Genomic DNA, 18345 nt, shown 5'->3' on the forward strand with positions numbered 1-18345 from the left:
TACCACTCAGGCGTTGGTGCGCTCATTCGGACGATCTGCCTGGCTCAGACCGCGCGCGCCAGCACGCCGATGGTCGGCGCCCAGTCGTCGCCGGGTTTCTTCTTGCGCGTGACCAGCGTGAGCTGGGCCGGCGCGAAGACGTTGGCGTTGTGGGTGACCGGGGTGGTGATCAGGTACTGGGCGCGGGTGGCGCGCAGGAAGGTGCCGACACGGTCGATGTTGGCGACGTCGAGGTGGGCGAACGGTTCGTCGATGAACACGAACCCTCCGGGACGGGCTTCGTCCATCAGCAGTGCGATGAGCAGGATCAGCGATTTCATGACCTGCTGGCCGCCGGAGGCCTCGCCGTCGTTTAGGCCGACCGCGCCCTTGCGGTCGAAGTCGAAGCGCACTTCAAGTCCGGCCTGGGCGAGCGACACATCATCATGGCCGAGGGCGGGCGGCGGGCAGTCCACGCCGACGCCGGCCAGATCACCGAGCGCCTTCAGGTTCTTGCCGTACTGGCGCACGGTGGCACGCAGCTTGGCGATGTACGCGTTGCGTGCGTCCTCGGTGAGGCGCCGGGCGGTTGCGCAATAGCCCTGGCGGTCGCCGTAGTCCTGCTCGCGTTTGGCGACATCCGCCTTCAGGCGTTCGGACAGGGTCAGCACCGATGCGTCCGTGATCCAGTCGCCCTCTGCGAGTCGTGTGCGCAGGCGGTCGCGCTCGCGGCGCGCACCGGCGGCGGACTCATAGCGCTCGGCGAGCAATGCGATGTCCGCCGGGTCGCGCCACTGCGTTGGCATGCCGCGGCGCAGCGCGCGCAGGCGCAGGATGCGCTGGGCCTGGGCGTGGCGGCGCGGACCGGTCTCGCGTTCGAGTTCGGCCAGGCGGGTGTTGATGGCGCCGAGTTCGCGCCTGCGGCGGTCGATCTCGATCGCGATGCCGGAAAGCCTGCCAGCGAGCGCGTCGGAGGCCGCGCGGGCGCTGTGACGTTCGGCGGTCGCGTCGGCCAGCATCCTGCGCGCTTCGGGTAGCCTGGTCTCGGCTTCGGCGTATTGTGCAGCCTTGGCGGCGAGCAATTGTGCCGATTGCAGGCCGAGCAGGCGCTGGCGCAGCGCGGTCAGGCGTTCGGCCGCCTGCGCGACCGTGGGTCGCAGCCTGAGCAGTTCGGCGTCGAGCGTGCCGATGTCTTCCTCGAGCTGTGCGATGCGGGCCTGGCGGGCAAGTTCGCCGAAGTGGAACTCGGTGGGCCGGCCGAGGTGGCGCGCCCCGCGGCGCTCGCGATGGTAGGCGTCGCGCGTGATCCATTCGACGTCGCGATCCAGCTTGCGCGCGAATTCGACGCTGTCGACCCGTCGGATGCGATTGAGCAGGTCCGCGAGCCAGCGCGGAACAGGGGCGGAGAAACGCACGACTTCGGCGAGGCTTTGCGGGCGAACGGGGGCGGCTTCCTCTCGCTCGGGTACGACGAAGTGGCGGAAGCGTTCGCGTTCGCCCAGTGCCCACGCGGCATGACGGTCCCCTTCGCGCTCCAGTAACACGATGTGGCGGTAGGGTCTGAGCACCGCCTCGACTGCGGTCTGCCACAGCGGGTCGGTGACCTCGACGATGTCGGCGAGGCCGCAGTGGGCGATGCCTTCGTCGGCAAGCAGTGTGCGGAAGCGGGCGACCTCCGGGGCGCTCGGTGGGCCGCTGCAGGCCTTCGCGTTGCGCAGACTCTGGGTCTTGTCTTCGAGGTGAGCCACGCAATCGCGCTCGGCGGCACGCAGACGGGTGAGTTCGGCCTCGGCCGCCTCGTGCTCGGTCTCGAGGGCGACCGCGTCGGCGCCGTGTTCGGCAGCCAGCTGGGCGCGCAGCAGGTCGCGCTCTTGCAGCAGCTTCTCGAGGTCGCGCAACCGATCGTGGGCGGCGAGATGACGGGCTTCGGTGTCGGTTGCGAAGGCGGCGAGGGCGGTACGCTTGGCCTCGGCGGCGGCCTTCTCGGCTTCGACGGTCTCGAGACGGCTCGACGCGTCGCGGCGTGCGTTGAGGCGAGCGGCGCGCTCGCCTCGCTCGGCGGCCAGCCGTGCGCGCTCGTCGTCGATGTCGCGGGTCAGCTCGGCGGCTTCGAGCCGCGGCACTATCTCGGCTTCCAGCGCCCGCGCCTCGTCGGCGATCTGCTTCCACTGCAGATAGTTGTCGGCTTCCAGGCGTCGGGCCTCGGCCTGGGCACGCAGGCGGTCGAGATCCAGGCCGAGATCGTCGAGTTCGCGCTCGGTATTGCGCTGTTCCTCCCGGGCGGCCTGGTAGTTGTCGAGCACTTCCTTGTCGCCGAACACGTCGAACACCAGCTCCAGCAGCGCGCGCGGAGAATATTCGCACAGCTTGTCGGTATCGCCCTGCTCGAGCGCCAGCACCTTGGCGATGGCCGGTGTCAGGCCGCCCCACGCGAGCCGGTTCTGGTAGTCGCGTAGGCCGATCCAGTCCTCGGACCGCTCCAGCGCCTCGATCTCGAGATCGCCGTCGATGATGGTGTAGTCGCGGGTCCATTCGCCGCCGGCACGGCGTATGCGGCAGGCCAGCGTGACCTCGTCGGCCAGGCACGGAAAGAAAGGGCGCCGCCCGGTGTTGCCCGGCTGGTTGGCGACCACTGCGCGAATCCACGCGAAGCTGCGATCGGCACGGCGCACGTAGCGGCGGAAGTCGCGCTTGCCGGAGCATCGCAGCGCGAACAGCGTGCGCAGCGCGTCCAGCAGCGTGGTCTTGCCCGATCCGTTCGGGCCGACGATGGTGATGATCTGCGCGTCCAGCGGCAGCGAGAAGCGGCGCCAGTAGTCCCAGTGGACCAGTTCGAGTCGTTTGATGTGGAACATCAGGCTTCTTCTTCGTCGGGATCGTGGTCCGGCAGGCGGTCGGCCTGCTCGAAGGCGTTGGCCTCGGGCACCGGATGGCCGGCGCCCGCGAGTACGTCGGCCAGCGTGCCGTGGATGATGCGGTCGGCCATGACGCGGTAGTCGAGCGCGACGTCCAGCAGCGGGCCCTCGAGGATCATGCCGTTGCGCCGCTCGATGAAGCCGAGGCGCGCGAGCTTGCCGAGCATGAAGGCCTTGACCCGGCTGCGCCCGCCCAGCTTGGGGCCAAAGTCGGCGATCAGCGAGGCTTCGGACAGGCCGGCGGACACCGTGGCGTCGTGCGCGACCGGCTTGTCGCCACCGAACAGGTCGGTCTGACCGTCGTCTGCAACCTCGCGGCGGGTGACCTGCCGCTCGCGTTTGGGCAGCACGATCAGCGACCAGATCACGACCAGCAGTGCGATTTCGTCGCGGTTGAGGCCGACGTTGCTCGCGGCGTATTCGCGGCGGGCGCCGAAGACTGGCTCCATCATGTTGGGTGCCAGCGCTACCGCGACATGGCCGGCATAGGGGTTGTCCTGCAGTTGCAGGCCGACCGCGGCGAGGCGGTGGTCGAGGTCGATGCGGAAGGCCTCGTCGACCAAAGCGCGGCGCACCAGACGGTCGCTGCGAGGCAGCCAGCGTTGTGCGATCAGGCGTGCGGTGAGTGCCTTGACGTCGTGTTCGATCATCGGGGATTCTCCGTGGCAGTCGGACCGGATGCGTGCGGAGCGACTTCGCCGTGGCTGATCAGCGCGATGTCGTCGTCGCCGACTGGCATGAGCTCGTCGCCGAACCGCACCTCGACTGGCAGGCGCATGAAGGCGCCGACCGGCCCTTCGGCGGGCCCTTCGCCGCCGTCGGCAAGCAGCGCGAGCATGGACAGGCGATAGGAGGCCGGTGCGAAGCCGCCGCCGGCGACGACCCTCGCGAGCGGCGCCGGTTCGGGCAGGGCTTCGATGCGGCGGGTGAAGTGTTCGAGCAGCGCGAGGTCCTCATGTTCGGCACGGGTATCGACATCCGCATCGCTCGGAGGTGGCAGGGCCTGGTCGGCCTCGCGGGCGCGGAACTCCTCGCTGAGCACCACCTCGGCGCGGTCGAGCAGTTCATGGCCGCCGGCGAGCAGCGGAAGGTCGGGCACCGCGGCGACGGCGTCAACGGCCATGTCCGCGAGCTGGTCGATATCGAACCCACGCAGCCAGGCCGCCACATCGGACGACGAAATGCCGGAGGCGCCGAGCGTGACACGCTGCGCCTCGATCTTGTTCAGCGCGCGCTGGAAGCTCGCGTCCACCCGCGCCAGGCGGGATTGCGCGAGGCCGATGCGCTGCGCGATGCGTGCGATGTCGAAATCGACATCCGGGTCGGACAGCAACTGGTTCATGATGTCGGTGCCGCGTGCGAGCCAGCGTTCGTTGGCCGACAGGCGGCGGCGCGACGCGACGATGTTGAACTCCGAACCCGACGCGATCGCCTGCTCGAAATGCCAGGTCAGGTCGTTGAGCTTGGACAGCAGGTGGCCGAGCGCGTCCGACGTGATGCTGCCGACCGCCTGCAGGCCGGCGAGCTGGGCGGTCAGGAAGCCGAGTTCGGCGTCCTCTTCCTCGCTGAAGCGCAGCAGCATCGAGATCGCCGCGACCGCGTTGCGTCCCATGTCCGACAGGTGATAGTGGCCGTCCTCGGCGAAAGTGAGCAGCGTGTTGTCGCGCAGGCGCTTCAGCACCGTCTCGAGCTTGACCGGCTCGACATAGGTGAAACGCGCGCGCAGCGCCTCGGGCGTGAAGCGCGGACTCTCCGACTCGCGGCCGATCTCGCGCAGCACCAGCAGGCGTAGTAATACCTCGGCCTCGGAGCCACGAAACAGAGTGATGAACGCGTCGAGTATCGGCCGCGCCGCCACCAACGGTGCCAGCTCGAGCACGTCGTCGGCGGCGACGCCCGGGGCGAGAAACTCCGCGAAGTCGTTTGGCGCTGGGTTCAAGATTCGTTAAGGCGTCCTGGATTGCCCGGGATTACCACAATGCCGCGGCAAAGCACTCGCGGACGTGCTTGTCTTTGGTGACGAGCCGGGCGCCGTCGGCCTGCGCCTGGGCGGCGATCAGGCGATCGAAGGGGTCGCGGGTCCAGTCGATCTCGCGCGCCCTGGCGACCACGGCCGGGAACGAGGTCTGACTGACCGCGAGTCCGAGTTCGTTCGCGAGCGAGCCGACCACGATCGCCGGGTCAACGAGCAGACGCCCGATTTCGCGCAGGTATTCCAGCTCGAGTTCCACCATCGGTGAAATCCCCAGCCGTCCGCCTTCTATCGCCGAATGGGCATCTACGCTGAGCCGTTCGACGTCGCCCGCGTAGAGCCAGCACACGACATGGGTATCGAGGTGGATCAGCGGAGCGACTGGTTTTTGCGCCATTCGCGTTCGTCCCAGGGCGACACATCGACAAGTTCTTCCGGATCGCCAGCGATCGCCGTTCGTTTCGGCAGACGGTCCAGGCGGGCGGGCATCGGTTCCGGTGCGAGCACCAGTCGTTGGCCATCACGCTCGATCAAGACCGGCTCGCCGGTGGCGAGCACGCGGTCGGCGATCTGGAATATGTTCTGCCTGAGCGCAGTCAGCGTGATGTGTTCCATGGCGAATCCGGTGAACAGCTTATGTACGTTAAAAAGTATAGTACGTACATGTCAGCGTTCAAACTCCCTGTTTCAAACTCGCCGCGATGAAATCGTCCAGGTCGCCGTCCAGCACCGCCTGCGTGTTACCCACCTCGTGGTTGGTGCGCAGGTCCTTGATGCGGGACTGGTCGAGCACGTAGGAGCGGATCTGGTGGCCCCAGCCGATGTCGCTCTTGCTGTCTTCCAGGACCTGCTGCTCGCTCTGGCGCTTGCGCAGTTCCATCTCGTACAGCCGGGCCTTCAGCATGGACATGGCTTCGGCACGGTTCTTGTGCTGCGAGCGGTCGTTCTGGCACTGCACGACGATGCCGCTGGGCTCATGCGTGATCCGCACCGCGGAATCGGTCTTGTTGATGTGCTGGCCGCCGGCGCCGGACGCGCGATAGGTGTCGACGCGCAGATCAGCCGGGTTGATCTCGATCTCGATCGAATCGTCCACTTCCGGATACACGAACACCGAGCAGAAGCTGGTGTGGCGGCGTGCGTTGGAGTCGAACGGGCTCTTGCGCACCAGGCGATGGATGCCGGTCTCGGTGCGCAGAAAGCCGTAGGCATAGTCGCCATTGACCTTGATCGTCGCGCCCTTGATGCCGGCGACGTCGCCCTCGGATTCTTCCATGATCTCGACGTCGAAGCCCTTGCGCTCGCAATAGCGCAGATACATGCGCTCGAGCATGCCTGCCCAGTCCTGGGCCTCGGTGCCGCCGGCGCCAGCCTGGATCTCGATGAAGCAGTGGCTCGGATCCATCGGGTGCGAGAACATGCGCCGGAATTCGAGTTGATGCACCTTCTCTTCGAGCACCGTCACGTCGGTCTCGACCGCGACAAGCGTGTCCTCGTCGGCTTCGGCCTCGGCCAGATCGAACAAGTCCTTGAGGTCGTTGGATAATTGCTCGATGTCATCGAGTGCGTCCACGACATTCTCGAGCTGACGCTTCTCCTTGCCGATCTCCTGCGCGCGCTCGGCGTCGTTCCAGATCGCCGGATCCTCCAGCGCGAGGTTCAATTCCTGAAGTTTGCTGGCCTTTTCAGCGTAGTCAAAGATACCTCCGCAGTTCACGAGCGCGGGCGCGCAGGTCGTCGAGTTTTTCGGACAGGCTGTTGAGGCGTTCGGCTTCCATGGAACTGCTCCGGCAAAGTTCGGAAAACCCGAAAGTATACACGCTGCGTTTACGTCGGGGCGCAGTTTGAGCCGGCCCCGGATCAGGCCGGTTCGAAATGCTCCAGCATCAGCTGCAGGCTGGTGACGCCGTTGAACTCGTTCGGTGCCAGCCTGTACGCAGCATGAATCTCGGTCGGTGCGCCTTCGGCGAAGTTGAACTGGATGGCGTTGTAGCGCACGCCGTTCTTCGAAAGCTGCAGCTTCAGGTGGCGGTCCTTCAGCAGGCGCTGGCGCTCCACGCGGAAGCGATCGTCGAAGACCGGCGCAGGGAAACCCTGGCCCCAGATGTCCTGTTCGATCAGACGGGCCGAGTCCAGGCTCATCCAGCCGCCCTCCAGCGTGCCGTCGGTCTCGATGCTGCGGGTCAGCTCGGCCGGATCGACCAGCGCGCGGACCACGTCCTCGAAGGCGGACTGAAAGCGCGGGTAGTCTTCCTCGCGGATGCTCAGGCCGGCGGCCATCGCGTGCCCGCCGAAGCGCAGAATCAGATCGGGTTGTTGCTTGCTGACCAGGTCCAGCGCATCGCGAAGGTGGAGACTGGCGATGGAGCGACCCGAGCCCTTCAACTCCCCGTCCTGGCCGCGTGCGAACGCGACCACGGGCCGGTGGAGCTTCTCCTTGATGCGACCCGCCACGATGCCGATCACGCCCTGATGCCAGTCTGGTTCGAACAGGCTCACGCTGGCGGTGTTGCCCGGATCGAAGCCGGCCAGGCGCTCCAAGGCATCCTGCTGCATCTCCTGTTCGATGCCACGCCGCTCGCGATTGAGCTTGTCGAGTTCTTGAGCGATGTTCAGCGCACGCCCCGGGTCGTCGGTGATCAGGCATTCGATGCCGAGGCTCATGTCCGACAGCCGACCGGCTGCGTTCAGACGCGGGCCGAGTCCGAAGCCGAGATCGAAGGTACTGGCGCGGGCGGCTTCGCGCGCGGCGGCGGCGAACAGGGCGCGCACGCCGGCCTGCATGCGTCCGGCGCGAATGCGCGCGAGCCCCTGCGACACCAGGATGCGGTTGTTGTGGTCGAGCTTGACCACGTCGGCGACCGTGCCGAGCGCGACCAGATCGAGCAGATCCCCGAGCCTGGGTTCCGGCCGTTCCGAGAACATGCCGCGTTCGCGCAGTTCGGCGCGCAGCGCCAGCATCGTGTAGAACATCACGCCCACACCTGCCAGTGCCTTGCTCGGGAAGTCGCAGCCCGGCTGATTCGGGTTCACGATCACGTCCGCTTCGGGCAGTGTGTCGCCGGGCAAGTGATGGTCGGTGATCAGCGTGGCCATGCCATGGCTGCGCGCGGCCGCGACCCCCTCCACGCTGGCGATGCCGTTGTCGACGGTTATCAGCAGGTCCGGCTCCATGCGCGCGGCCAGCTCCACGATGGCCGGGGTCAGCCCGTAGCCGTACTCGAAGCGGTTCGGTACCAGATAGCCGACGTCCGCACCGAAGGCGCGCAGCGCGCGGATGCCGACCGCGCAGGCGGTGGCGCCGTCGCAGTCGTAGTCGGCGACGATCACCATGCGCGCGCCGGCCCCGATCGCATCGGCCAGCAGCGTGGCGGCCTCGCGCGTGCCGCGCAGCGCGTCCGGCGGCAGCAGCGTCTTCAGCGCATAGTCGAGTTCGTCGCGGCGCCGAATGCCGCGTGCGGCGTAGATGCGCGCGAGCAGCGGATGCACGCCGCTGTCGATCAGGGCCTGCACCGCGCGAGGCGGGGTCGGGCGGGTCAGGATTCGGGTCATGCCGGTGCCTGCGTGAAGGAGTCGAGCGTGCGGGGGCGTCGCCAGAACTTCCACGTGTCGCTGCGGGTCACGGCGATGTCCAGGCTCAATCGGTCGCCCGGCAACACGAGTTGCAGCTCACGCAAGCGTCCGGATTTCAGCATCGCAAGCAGGGGGCCGAACCAATCTCGCTCGAGTTCCGCCAGGATGTCGCGCCATCGATCCAGGTCGAGCTGGAGCGCGGCCCGATGCAGACGGTCAAGTACCACCAACGCATCCTGTGACGGCAGCTCCGCGCATGCCCGTGTCTGCACGCCGGCGGCCCGAGCCAGTCCGAGGACGATCGGGTCGTCTGCGCAGACCAGCGGCGCGGGCGCCGTGATGCGTGCCGATCGGTCGACCGGAAGCTGCCCTGCGCCCCAGAACCAGACGCTGTTGATCGCAGGGCGGCCGTCGGCTTCGCGCGCCTGATTGACCGGATGCGCATGTAGCAGCACCTGAATCTCGTTCGCGACGCGTCGCCAGGAGCGGGCGTCGTCGCCTTCGGGCATGAAATGCGATATCGGTCGTCCGACCACGTCATCCAGCGCATGAAAGCGCGTTGCGGTCGGTTCGGCCAGATGCAGGTACCACCGCTGCGACGTGGCCGCCTCGATGCGGCCGAGCGCGGGTTCGGATTCGGCCAGGAATGCGTTGATCGTCGCGCTCAGCTCGGTCGCTTCCGGCTCGGTGATGCCTAGTCCCGATGCGTCGGACAGCAGCATGTGCTCGCGCGCGAAGTGCAGATGAACCGGGTCGGCGCACAGCCAGATGGCACCATCCTCGACACGATCGGCACCGTCGGTCTCTCCCAGGCGTCGCAGCGCGGCGACCGGGCAGTCTTTATCGAGCCTGAAGATCCGCTGCAGGCAATGGAACAGGGTCGTCTGCGGGCCGGCCCTGACGTGCGCGAGACCGATCAGTCGCTCGAGGGCGGGAAGCTGCAGGCCGCTCGTCAGGCCGACCGCATTCGGGCTCGGCCAGATCAGGCCGGGCAGGACAAGCTGGAGATTCATCGGGAGGGGCGTCGTGGAAATGGGTGCAGCATGGGTGCGACGGTTCGTCGGGCGTGTCGAGTCTAACAGCAGGGGCGGGTCCGGACCAGCCGATCCCGGAGGGGCATGGACCCGCTGACGCCGCCCGGGCGAGCGGCCGCGGCCTGCCGGTCGACGAACGCGAGCGCAGCCAGCGGGATCGCGTTGTCGGCACGCTTGCGGCAGAATGTCGGCTTTTCGTCATCACGCCAGCCGATGCGCTACGAATTCCTGGTCGGTCTGCGCTACACCCGCTCGCGCAAGCGTGCGCAGGGGCGCAACCGATTCATCTCCTTCATCTCGCTCGTCTCCATGCTCGGAACGGCGCTCGGCGTGGCTGCGCTGATCGTGGTGTTGTCGGTGATGAACGGTTTTCAGGAGGAGTTGCGCACCCGCATCCTGGGCGTGGCCTCGCACATCCAGGTGTCGGGTTACGAAGGCGAGCTCGATGCCTGGCAGCGGGTAGCGGGGCAGGCGGCCCAGCACCGCAATGTGGTGGCGAGCGCACCGTATGTGCAGGAGCAGGGCATGCTCTCCTTCGATCAGAATGTGCGCGGCACGATCGTGCGCGGAGTGCTGCCCGCCGAGGAGGAGCAGGTCGCCGATTTTGCCGCCTACATGAAGGCCGGTTCGCTGGACGCGTTGCGCCAGGGTGGATTCGGCATCGTGCTGGGGCGCGATCTCGCGTTCGCGCTGCGGGTGGGCATGGGCGACAAGGTCACGCTGATCGCGCCGCAGGGTCTGGTGACGCCGGCTGCGGTGATCCCGCGCGTGAAGCAGTTCGAAGTGGTCGGCATCTTCGAGGCGGGCATGTTCGAGTACGACTCCGGTCTGGCGCTGATCCACATGCGGGACGCTCAGGTCCTGTACCGCATGGGCGACCTGGTGACCGGCGTTCGGCTCAAGCTCGAGGACCTGTTCGCAGCGCCGCGCGTCGCGCGCGAGCTGGCGGGCATGATCGACGTGCCGGCGCTGGTCACCGACTGGACCCGCAGTCACGCCAATTTCTTCCGGGCGGTGCAGCTCGAGAAGACGATGATGACCATCATCCTGTTCCTGATCGTCGCGGTGGCGGCGTTCAACATCGTGTCCACGCTGGTCATGGCGGTGCAGGAGAAATACGCCGACATCGCGATTTTGCGCACCCTGGGTGCGAGTCCGAGCTCGATCATGACGGTATTCGTGCTTCAGGGCGCGATAATCGGCATGGTGGGCCTGGTGGCCGGGGTGGTCGGCGGCCTGCTGCTCGCGAGCAACCTGGATGTCGTGATTCCGGCGATCGAGGCGCTCACCGGCGCGACGTTGTGGAACAAGGAGGTCTATTACATCAGCGAGTTGCCGTCGCAGGTGCTGGCGAGCGACGTGATCACGATTACGTCACTGTCCTTCGTGCTCACGCTGCTGGCGACGCTGTATCCGAGCTGGCGCGCGTCCCGCGTGAATCCCGCCGAGGCCCTGCGCTATGAATGACGTCGTCGAAACGCCGGTGCTCGCGTGCCGCGCACTGACCAAGATCTTTCGCGAGGGGCCGGACGCACTGACCGTGCTCAAGGATGTGACGCTCGTCGTCGAGCGCGGCGAACGGCTCGCGATCGTCGGCGCGTCGGGGTCGGGCAAGAGCACCCTGCTGCATCTGCTGGGTGGGCTGGACGTGCCGACGTCGGGTACGGTCGCGCTGCAGGGCAGGGACTTCTCGCGCATGTCGGACGCGGAGCGCGGGCGACTGCGCAACGTGGCGCTGGGTTTCGTCTATCAGTTCCACCACCTGCTGCCGGAATTCAGCGCGCTCGAGAACGTTGCGATGCCGCTGTACATCCGCCGTATGGACAAGGCGCAGGCCGATGAGCGGGCGTCGGCGATGCTGGCCGAAGTGGGCCTGGCTCACAGGCTCGACCACGCGCCCGGAGAGATGTCGGGCGGGGAACGTCAGCGGGCCGCGATCGCGCGGGCGCTGGTGACCGAACCGGCCTGCGTGCTGGCCGACGAGCCGACCGGCAATCTGGACCGCCGCACCGCCGACGGCGTGTTCGACCTGATGCTGAGCCTGAACGAGCGGCTCCACACCAGCTTCGTCATCGTTACCCATGACGAGACCATCGGACGGCGCGTGATGCGCACCGTGCGAATCGAGGATGGCATGCTGCTTTCCTGAGTCACTTGTCAGCCGGACCGGGCCCGGCGGCGCGACGCTCCGGAGCATCAGGCGAGCCCGGGGCAGGGCAACGCGCAGGTGCGCCCCCATGTCGGCCTTGCAGGCGATCGACTGCCCGATCCGGCGTCACGGCCGGTTGGCGCGTTTGACGGCCCGGGCGCGCCAGGCGCGGATCAACCAGACCCGCCATGCGGCGCGCACGCTGAAGTAGCCCGTGAGCGCCAGTGCCCCGGCGAGCAGCACCAGTCCGACCGCAAGCGGTTTGCCGAGATCCAGCACCCAGGGCAGCAGCAAGTGCGCCCACTCGAAAAGCCCGACCCCTTCCAGGTCCGGCGGGGGCACGAAGCTGGTCGGGCTCTCGCCCAGCACGAGCGCGCCCATCGCATAGGCTGCCAGATACAGCGGAACGATGGTCAAGGGGTTGGAATACAGCGTGGTGATCAGCGCCAGCGGCAGATTGACGCGAAACACGACGCACGCGATCGCGGTACTGAGCATCTGAAAGGGTCCAGGGATCAGACCGCAGAACAGGCCGGTCGCGATCCCGCCGGCGACCGAATGCCGGTTCAGGTGCCACAGGCGCGGATGGAGCAGCGTATTCGCGAACGGACGTAGCCAGCGATTGGAGTGCACGGCTTCATGGTCCGGGAGAAAGCGTCGCAGTCTGTTACGCATGCACGAAGTGATCCTGAATCGAGAACGTAGTTCATCTGAGCGGAGGGTTACCCGATCGGTTCGCTTGTCACCGCATTATGCATTAGGCATTATGCAGATATCATGTCGATGCCAATAATCGGATTCGCCTGCGGCGTCGCTGCGATGCAGATGCTTCCAGCGCTACCGGGCAGGCCCCTGTTGCTCGGGGGAACGATTCTACTCCTGGTGACCCTTCTGGCCATCGGGTCGATCGCCGGCACAACGCGCGATGCCCGAGTCGGCGCTGGCTATCGCATCGCAATCGTGCTGATCGCCGTTGTATCCGGATTTGCGTGGTCGGCATGGCGCGCGCAATGGCGGCTGGCAGACGCGTTGCCGATGCAGTGGGAGTCGCGCGACCTCGAGGTCACCGGCGTGATCAGCGGCTTGCCTCGATATCTGGAGCGGTCGGTCCGGTTCGAGCTGTTGGTGGATGCCGCGACGGCACCGGTACCGCGACGCATCCAGCTGTCCTGGTACCTGCCCAGGCGTGCGGACGCACCGGTGTTGCCGAATCTTCGGCCGGGTGAGCGCTGGCGGTTGACGGTGCGCCTGAAGCGTCCGCATGGACTCGTCAATCCCCATGGGTTCGACTACGAGGCATGGTTGCTGGAACGCAACATCCGGGCCACCGGCTATGTCCGGGAGCACGGCGAAAATCGGCGCCTGGCGGCATTCGTGTTGGCGCCGATGAACCTCGTGCACCGCGCGCGAGACGCGATTCGCGGCCGCTTCGCCGATACGCTGGCTGACGAAGAGCATGCCGGCATTCCGATCGCATTGGCGATCGGCGACCAGCGTGCGATCCCAGCCGCTCACTGGGAGGTCTTTCGCCGGACCGCAGTCGCGCATCTGGTCAGCATTTCGGGTCTGCACGTATCGCTGGTGGCCGTGCTGGCCGGAGGGCTGGTGGGTGCGGTCTGGCGACGGGTGCCCCGGCTTGCGCTGGCGATGCCGACCCAGAAGGCTGCCATACTGGCCGGTCTGCTGTTCGCGACGGTCTATGCGCTGCTCGCCGGGCTCGGATTGCCGACCCTGCGCGCGCTGATCATGCTGGCGGTGGCTGGGTTCGCGATCCTGTCGGGCCGTGAAGCGCGTCCGGGTCGGGTGCTCGCACTGGCGCTGCTCGGGGTGCTGGTGCTTGACCCGTGGGCGGTTCTGTCGGCCGGCTTCTGGCTGTCCTTCGGTGCGGTGGGGGTCATCATCTTCGTCATGAGCGGACGGCTGGGACGGCCTTCGGCGTGGGCGACGGCGGTCAGGATCCAGCTTGCGATCACGTTTGCGACGGTTCCCGCGCTGCTGGTCCTGTTCAACGCCTTCTCGCTGGTGGCCCCGTTCGCGAATGCGCTGGCGATTCCGATGGTCAGCTTCGTGATTGCGCCGCTGAGCCTGCTCGCGATCGTCGTGCCGGCCCCGGCCGTGCTGCACATCGCGCACTGGGTGACCGAATGGATGATGCGATGGCTGGATTGGCTCGCCGCGTCACCGCACGCGATGTGGCAGCAGGCGGCGCAACCGCCGCTGCTGACGCTGTGCGCCGTGGTCGCGGTCGCTTGGCTGCTGTTGCCGCGGGGGCAACCAGCCCGCCATGTCGCGATGCTGGCGATGCTGCCCCTGCTGTGGTGGTCACCGCCCCGACCCGAGCTCGGGCAGTTTCGCGTGGTGGCGCTCGATGTAGGACATGGGCTTGCGGTTCACGTGCAGACCGCGACGCACGATCTGCTCTTCGATGCAGGTCCATCCTTCGGTCGTTCGGCCGATGCCGGGGGTCGGGTGCTGTTGCCGTACTTCGTGGCGACGGGCGTATCGCGGCTGCACAAGCTGGTGATCTCTCACGGAGACGGCGATCATGCCGGCGGCGCGGCGACCCTGCTGGCCGGCATGCCGGTCTCGCGACTAATGACGACACCGGCTGAGGATCACGCGGCCCTGGCCGCCGCGGCCGAGGATGCGGTGTCGTGTGTCGCGGGCAGGGACTGGGCGTGGGACGGTGTGCGGTTCGAGGTCTTGCATCCGTCTCGGGACACACCGCCGTTTCGCAAGCCGAACGACAACTCCTGCGTGATCCGCATCTCGACTGCTGCAGGCTCGGTCCTGCTGGCCGGTGACATCGAGTCGCCGGCCGAACAGGCGCTCGTTGCGAGGTGGGGGCCGGCGTTGGCCAGCGATGTCGTGCTGGTTCCGCATCATGGCAGTCGAAGCTCTTCGACCGCGCCCTTCGTGGCAGCGGTGTCTGCGCGCCACGCGATTCACGTGGTCGGCAATCTGAATCCCTTCCGGCACCCGCACCCGGAGGTGTGGGCGCGTTGGGCGGTCGCCGGTGCGCGCAACTGGCGCACCGATGCACAGGGCGCGATCACGGTGGATGTTGGCGAGGGCGGCCTCAAGGTCGCGTCGCAGCGCACGCGCGCGCCGCGCTACTGGCACGGACGCTGAACCGTTGCGCCTCCCGGCAAATTCCAGATTCATCGACCCTCCGGTTCGCAGAGTCGGCGGAAAAGCGGGTTACACTCGCGCGCAGACTGGCTTGACTTGCGAGGACCGGGAATGAGTTTGCTCGACGCAGTGCGCAGTTTCTTTGAACCGCCAAACGCTGTGCAACGACGCCATGCCGGCGTGCGCGAACGCTCGGTGCAGTGCATCGGGCCGCACGGACTGCATCGTATGGCCTATACGGAATGGGGCGATCCGGAAAACCGCAAGGTCCTGATCTGCGTGCATGGCTTGACCCGAAACGGTCGTGATTTCGACTTTCTCGCCCAGGCATTGATGGACGAATACCGGGTGGTCTGTCCCGACGTGGTCGGACGCGGCAGGAGCGACTGGCTCGGAGTCAAGGCCGACTACAACCCCGCGCTCTACGTGTCGGACATGGTGACGCTGATCGCGCGACTCAATGCCGAAACCGTGCATTGGGTCGGCACGTCGATGGGCGGGATCATCGGCATGATGCTGGCGGGCTTGCCGCATACACCGGTGTCCAGGCTGGTGCTGAACGACCTGGGGCCGGTGATCACCGCGACATCGCTGCGCCGGATCGCGGAGTACGTCGGTCGTGCGCCCAAGTTTCCGACGATGGCCGCGGCCGAGGCCTGGATCCGCGAGGTCAGTGCGCCGTTCGGACCCTTGACCGACGCGCAGTGGCAGCACCTCACCTGTTACTCGGTGCGTCCGGTCGAAGGCGGATTCGTGATGGTCTATGACCCCGGGATCGGCGATGTATTCCGCAGCACGCCCATACTCGGGGACTACGAGCTATGGGATGCCTACAAGGCCATCCGTTGCCCCACCCTGGCGATCCGGGGTGCCGAATCGGACCTTCTCGAGCATTCGACGCTGTTGAAGATGGCCGAAACCGGACCCTGCGCCCAGATCGTCGAAATCCCGGGCGTCGGGCATGCGCCGATGTTCATGGACGAGTCGCAGACCCGTATCGTGCGAGACTTCCTGCTGGCATCGTGATCGTGTGCCGGGCTCAGGCGTCGTCCTGCGGCAAGAACTTGATCGAAGCCGAATTGATGCAGTAGCGCAGGCCGGTGGGCTGGGGACCGTCCTCGAAGACATGACCGAGGTGCGCACCGCATTGCTGGCACAGCACTTCGATGCGTCGCATGAAGTGGCTGCGGTCCTCTGCGGTCTCGACGTTTTCGGCTGCGGCGGCGGTCCAGAAACTGGGCCAACCGCAGCCCGCGTCGAACTTGTGCTCGGAATGAAACAGCGGCGCACCACAGCATCGGCAGCGGTACTCGCCCGGGTCCCAGGTGTTCCAGTACTCCCCGCTGAAGGCCCGCTCGGTGCCTTTCTCGCGGGTCACGTGAAATTGCTCGGGCGTGAGCGCAGTGCGCCACTGCGCGTCCGGTTTGTCGATCTTGCGTGTCATCAGGCTGGACCTCAGTGCAGATGCCGGGGTGCGTGCTCGCCGGGCGATTCCGGCATCTCGGCATGCGCGGTTGCACCATCGGCGGTTGGATACATCGGTGCGCCGCAATCGTCGCAGTATTCGAGCGGAAAACGGTGCTCGAGGTTCACGATGTCGGTGACGCCGCAGTCGCGCAGGACGGCCTCGATCTGCGCGGGAATGTCGCTGTGTTCGTCCTCCGGGCCGAGCAGGGGCCAGACGACGCCATGCACGATCTGGTCGCCGCCATTGACCGAGAAGCCGATCCGGTATTCTTCCAGCTCGCGATCGTGAAACGGGGCGATGACCGCGCGGAGGCTGGCCGCCGGGGTTTCGAGTTCGACGCCGAGAAAGGCCACTGATGCCCGGACCGCATAGGGACGGCTGCTCCGATCGGATTGGCGGCTCGCGGCGAAATAGGTCTCGGGCAGAACGACCTCGATCGTGGCGCCTGGCAGGATGGGTCCGAGGCAGGCACCGCCCTGATTGCGCCACTGGATCAGTGCCTGTTCCCGGCTGCCCCCCTCTTGCTGCCAGGTGAACAGGGCATGCCCCTTCGGAACCGCAACGGCCGCCAGCAGATAGCGGGTGTCGGACAGGAAATGCGCGGTTTCCGGCATCCCGCGGGTTTCGAGCTGCAGGTCGTGATTGTCGAGTGCGGCGCGACCGAGCGCCTGTGCGAAGTCGGCGGTCGCGCAATAGCCCTGTGGAAGCTGATCGGGGCTGAACAGGTAATCAGCCAGCGCGATCCGGGCATCATCGGCGAAGATGTGTGCCTGCAGATGAACGCGCAGATTGGACATTACGGCCGGCGGGATGCTGTTCGCCGGAATCTGGTAGCGCGACCAGGCCAGCACCGGCGCCCCGATCAAAAGCACGTCATGTGTCGTCGACAGGGCCGACGCGTTCTCGGCGCGCGATTCTATGAAGTCGGCCAGTTCCTCGTATGCTCCCGGGTTGCTGCCGTGCAGTGCGTCCAGTGCCGCATTGAGTCCTTCCTCGTCCTGTTCCTGCAGCATCAGGTCGATCGTTGCGGACAGCTGGCGGTCCCAGAATGCGTCTTCGGCGCGGCTGCCCGATTCGCTCAGGCCGACCGCCATGCGGATGATTTGTTCGGTTTCGCGGTTCACTCCGCTGCGACGTTTCTGACGGATTCTTTTCATGGTCGTCCTTTTTGGGGAGGGCGCGGCGAACGAGGTCGCCCGGGTCCCTGCATGCGTATCCGGAACCATCCGGACGAAGCTTCAATAGGCCGGCTTGTCGAGCCGGATCGCCTGCATGATGGTAGCCGAAATCTCTTCGATCGATTTCGCGGTCGAGTCCAGCCACGGAATGTTCTCCCGACGCATCAGCTTCTGGGCGGCGTCGATCTCGTAAAGGCAGTTTCCGAGCGACGCATAACGACTGTCGGGACGGCGCTCCCGGCGGATCTGCGCGAGGCGCTCCGGCGAGATCGTCAGTCCGAACAGCTTGCGCCGGTGCTTGTGCAGCTCGCCGGGCAGCTTGTTGCGCTCGAAGTCTTCCGGGATCAGCGGGTAGTTGGCGGCCTTAACGCCGAACTGCATGGCGAGATAAAGGCTGGTCGGTGTCTTGCCCGAGCGGGATACGCCGACCAGGATTACGTCTGCATCGGCGAGTTCGCCATCGGAGGAGACGCCGTCGTCATGCGCCATCGCGAAGTTGATCGCCTCGATGCGCGCCTTGTAGTCGCTGCTCTCGGCGACGCCATGAAAGCGGCCGACCGCATGGTTGGAGCGTATGTCCAGTTCGTCCTCGAGCGGGCCGATGAATTGCTCGAACAGGTCGATGAACAAGGCGTCGGCCTGGCGCAGGCCGGCGACGGTCTCGGGGTTGACCAGCGTACTGAACACGATCGGCCGTTCGCCGTCGCGCACGAAGGCCTCGCGAATCTGCCGGGCGCAGTCGATGGCCTTGTCGAGGTCGTCCACGAACGGGATGCGGACCTGGTGGGCCTTCAGTGCGGGAAACTGGGTGAGCAGGCTGTGACCGAGGGTTTCGGCGGTGATGCCGGTCCCGTCGGAGATGAAGAACGCGGTGCGCATGATCGGGTTTTCGTATTTCCGGTGAAAATACTGGTTTCCAGACAATTCGATTCGTGCGGCAGGGCA

Annotated in this window: 16 protein-coding genes; 4 read left to right on the forward strand and 12 right to left on the reverse strand. The window is 66.5% G+C overall.

Translation table 11 applies throughout. The features are described 5' to 3' along the window. Positions 1–44 precede the first annotated feature (44 nt). The 8 genes from ACKVEX_RS03505 to ACKVEX_RS03540 form a co-directional block, all read right to left on the reverse strand. A complete protein-coding gene (locus ACKVEX_RS03505; protein ID WP_473214308.1) occupies positions 45–2834 on the reverse strand; it encodes an AAA family ATPase in 2790 nt (929 codons plus the stop codon). Then, positions 2834–3541: a hypothetical protein gene (locus tag ACKVEX_RS03510; RefSeq protein ID WP_473214567.1), complete on the reverse strand. Its 708-nt coding sequence runs from the start codon at positions 3539–3541 to the stop codon at positions 2834–2836. The genes ACKVEX_RS03505 and ACKVEX_RS03510 overlap by 1 nt, the downstream gene beginning before the upstream one ends. Next, positions 3541–4833, reverse strand: a complete 1293-nt coding sequence (locus ACKVEX_RS03515; protein ID WP_473214309.1) for a hypothetical protein — start codon at positions 4831–4833, stop codon at positions 3541–3543. The genes ACKVEX_RS03510 and ACKVEX_RS03515 overlap by 1 nt, the downstream gene beginning before the upstream one ends. A 31-nt stretch (positions 4834–4864) precedes the next feature. Further along, positions 4865–5263, reverse strand: a complete 399-nt coding sequence (locus ACKVEX_RS03520) for a type II toxin-antitoxin system VapC family toxin (RefSeq protein WP_473214310.1) — start codon at positions 5261–5263, stop codon at positions 4865–4867. Then, a complete protein-coding gene (locus tag ACKVEX_RS03525) occupies positions 5236–5481 on the reverse strand; it encodes a hypothetical protein (RefSeq protein WP_473214311.1) in 246 nt (81 codons plus the stop codon). Before ACKVEX_RS03525 ends, ACKVEX_RS03520 begins: the two co-directional genes overlap by 28 nt. A gap of 58 nt (positions 5482–5539) precedes the next feature. Beyond that, positions 5540–6644 (reverse strand): peptide chain release factor 2 gene (gene prfB / locus ACKVEX_RS03530; RefSeq protein WP_473214312.1). Its coding sequence is split into 2 segments (ribosomal slippage): positions 5540–6562 and positions 6564–6644, totalling 1104 coding nucleotides; the frame shifts between segments, so codons are not numbered across the junction. Between the two features lie 82 nt (positions 6645–6726). Further along, a complete protein-coding gene (gene recJ, locus ACKVEX_RS03535) occupies positions 6727–8418 on the reverse strand; it encodes a single-stranded-DNA-specific exonuclease RecJ (RefSeq protein ID WP_473214313.1) in 1692 nt (563 codons plus the stop codon). After that, positions 8415–9452, reverse strand: a complete 1038-nt coding sequence (locus ACKVEX_RS03540; protein ID WP_473214314.1) for a hypothetical protein — start codon at positions 9450–9452, stop codon at positions 8415–8417. Before ACKVEX_RS03540 ends, recJ begins: the two co-directional genes overlap by 4 nt. A gap of 234 nt (positions 9453–9686) precedes the next feature. Here ACKVEX_RS03540 and ACKVEX_RS03545 point away from each other — a divergent pair, with 234 nt between their 5' ends. Together ACKVEX_RS03545 and lolD are read left to right on the forward strand one after the other, a co-directional pair. Beyond that, on the forward strand, positions 9687–10940 hold the full coding sequence (locus ACKVEX_RS03545; RefSeq protein WP_473214568.1) for a lipoprotein-releasing ABC transporter permease subunit: 1254 nt from the start codon (positions 9687–9689) through the stop codon (positions 10938–10940). After that, entirely contained in the window at positions 10933–11622 is a 690-nt protein-coding gene (gene lolD / locus ACKVEX_RS03550) for a lipoprotein-releasing ABC transporter ATP-binding protein LolD (protein ID WP_473214315.1), read from the forward strand. Before ACKVEX_RS03545 ends, lolD begins: the two co-directional genes overlap by 8 nt. Before the next feature lie 126 nt (positions 11623–11748). Here the strand turns inward: lolD and ACKVEX_RS03555 are convergent, their stop codons facing one another. Beyond that, positions 11749–12297, reverse strand: coding sequence for a DUF2062 domain-containing protein (locus tag ACKVEX_RS03555; RefSeq protein WP_473214316.1), 549 nt, complete (start codon positions 12295–12297; stop codon positions 11749–11751). A 102-nt stretch (positions 12298–12399) separates the two neighbouring features. On the opposite strand from ACKVEX_RS03555, the gene ACKVEX_RS03560 reads away from it, so the two are divergent. Next, complete coding sequence (locus ACKVEX_RS03560) at positions 12400–14754, forward strand: DNA internalization-related competence protein ComEC/Rec2 (RefSeq protein WP_473214317.1); 2355 nt, start codon at positions 12400–12402, stop codon at positions 14752–14754. Positions 14755–14865: 111 nt separating this feature from the next. After that, positions 14866–15780, forward strand: a complete 915-nt coding sequence (locus tag ACKVEX_RS03565; RefSeq protein ID WP_473214318.1) for an alpha/beta fold hydrolase — start codon at positions 14866–14868, stop codon at positions 15778–15780. A 13-nt stretch (positions 15781–15793) separates the two neighbouring features. Here ACKVEX_RS03565 and msrB read toward each other — a convergent pair whose 3' ends face one another. The 3 genes from msrB to ppsR form a co-directional block, all read right to left on the reverse strand. Continuing rightward, the gene (gene msrB, locus ACKVEX_RS03570) at positions 15794–16198 is read right to left on the reverse strand and encodes a peptide-methionine (R)-S-oxide reductase MsrB (protein ID WP_473214319.1); all 405 of its coding nucleotides are present in this window, start codon (positions 16196–16198) and stop codon (positions 15794–15796) included. 11 nt (positions 16199–16209) lie between these two features. Further along, positions 16210–17379 (reverse strand): DUF2863 family protein, encoded by a 1170-nt coding sequence (locus ACKVEX_RS03575; protein ID WP_473214320.1) that lies wholly within the window; start codon positions 17377–17379, stop codon positions 16210–16212. An 81-nt stretch (positions 17380–17460) separates the two neighbouring features. Next, a complete protein-coding gene (ppsR, locus tag ACKVEX_RS03580; RefSeq protein WP_473214321.1) occupies positions 17461–18279 on the reverse strand; it encodes a posphoenolpyruvate synthetase regulatory kinase/phosphorylase PpsR in 819 nt (272 codons plus the stop codon). Between the last annotated feature and the right edge of the window lie 66 nt (positions 18280–18345).

This window comes from Denitraticella aggregata, from assembly GCF_048158365.1.
Taxonomy (GTDB): domain Bacteria; phylum Pseudomonadota; class Gammaproteobacteria; order Burkholderiales; family Rhodocyclaceae; genus Azoarcus_F.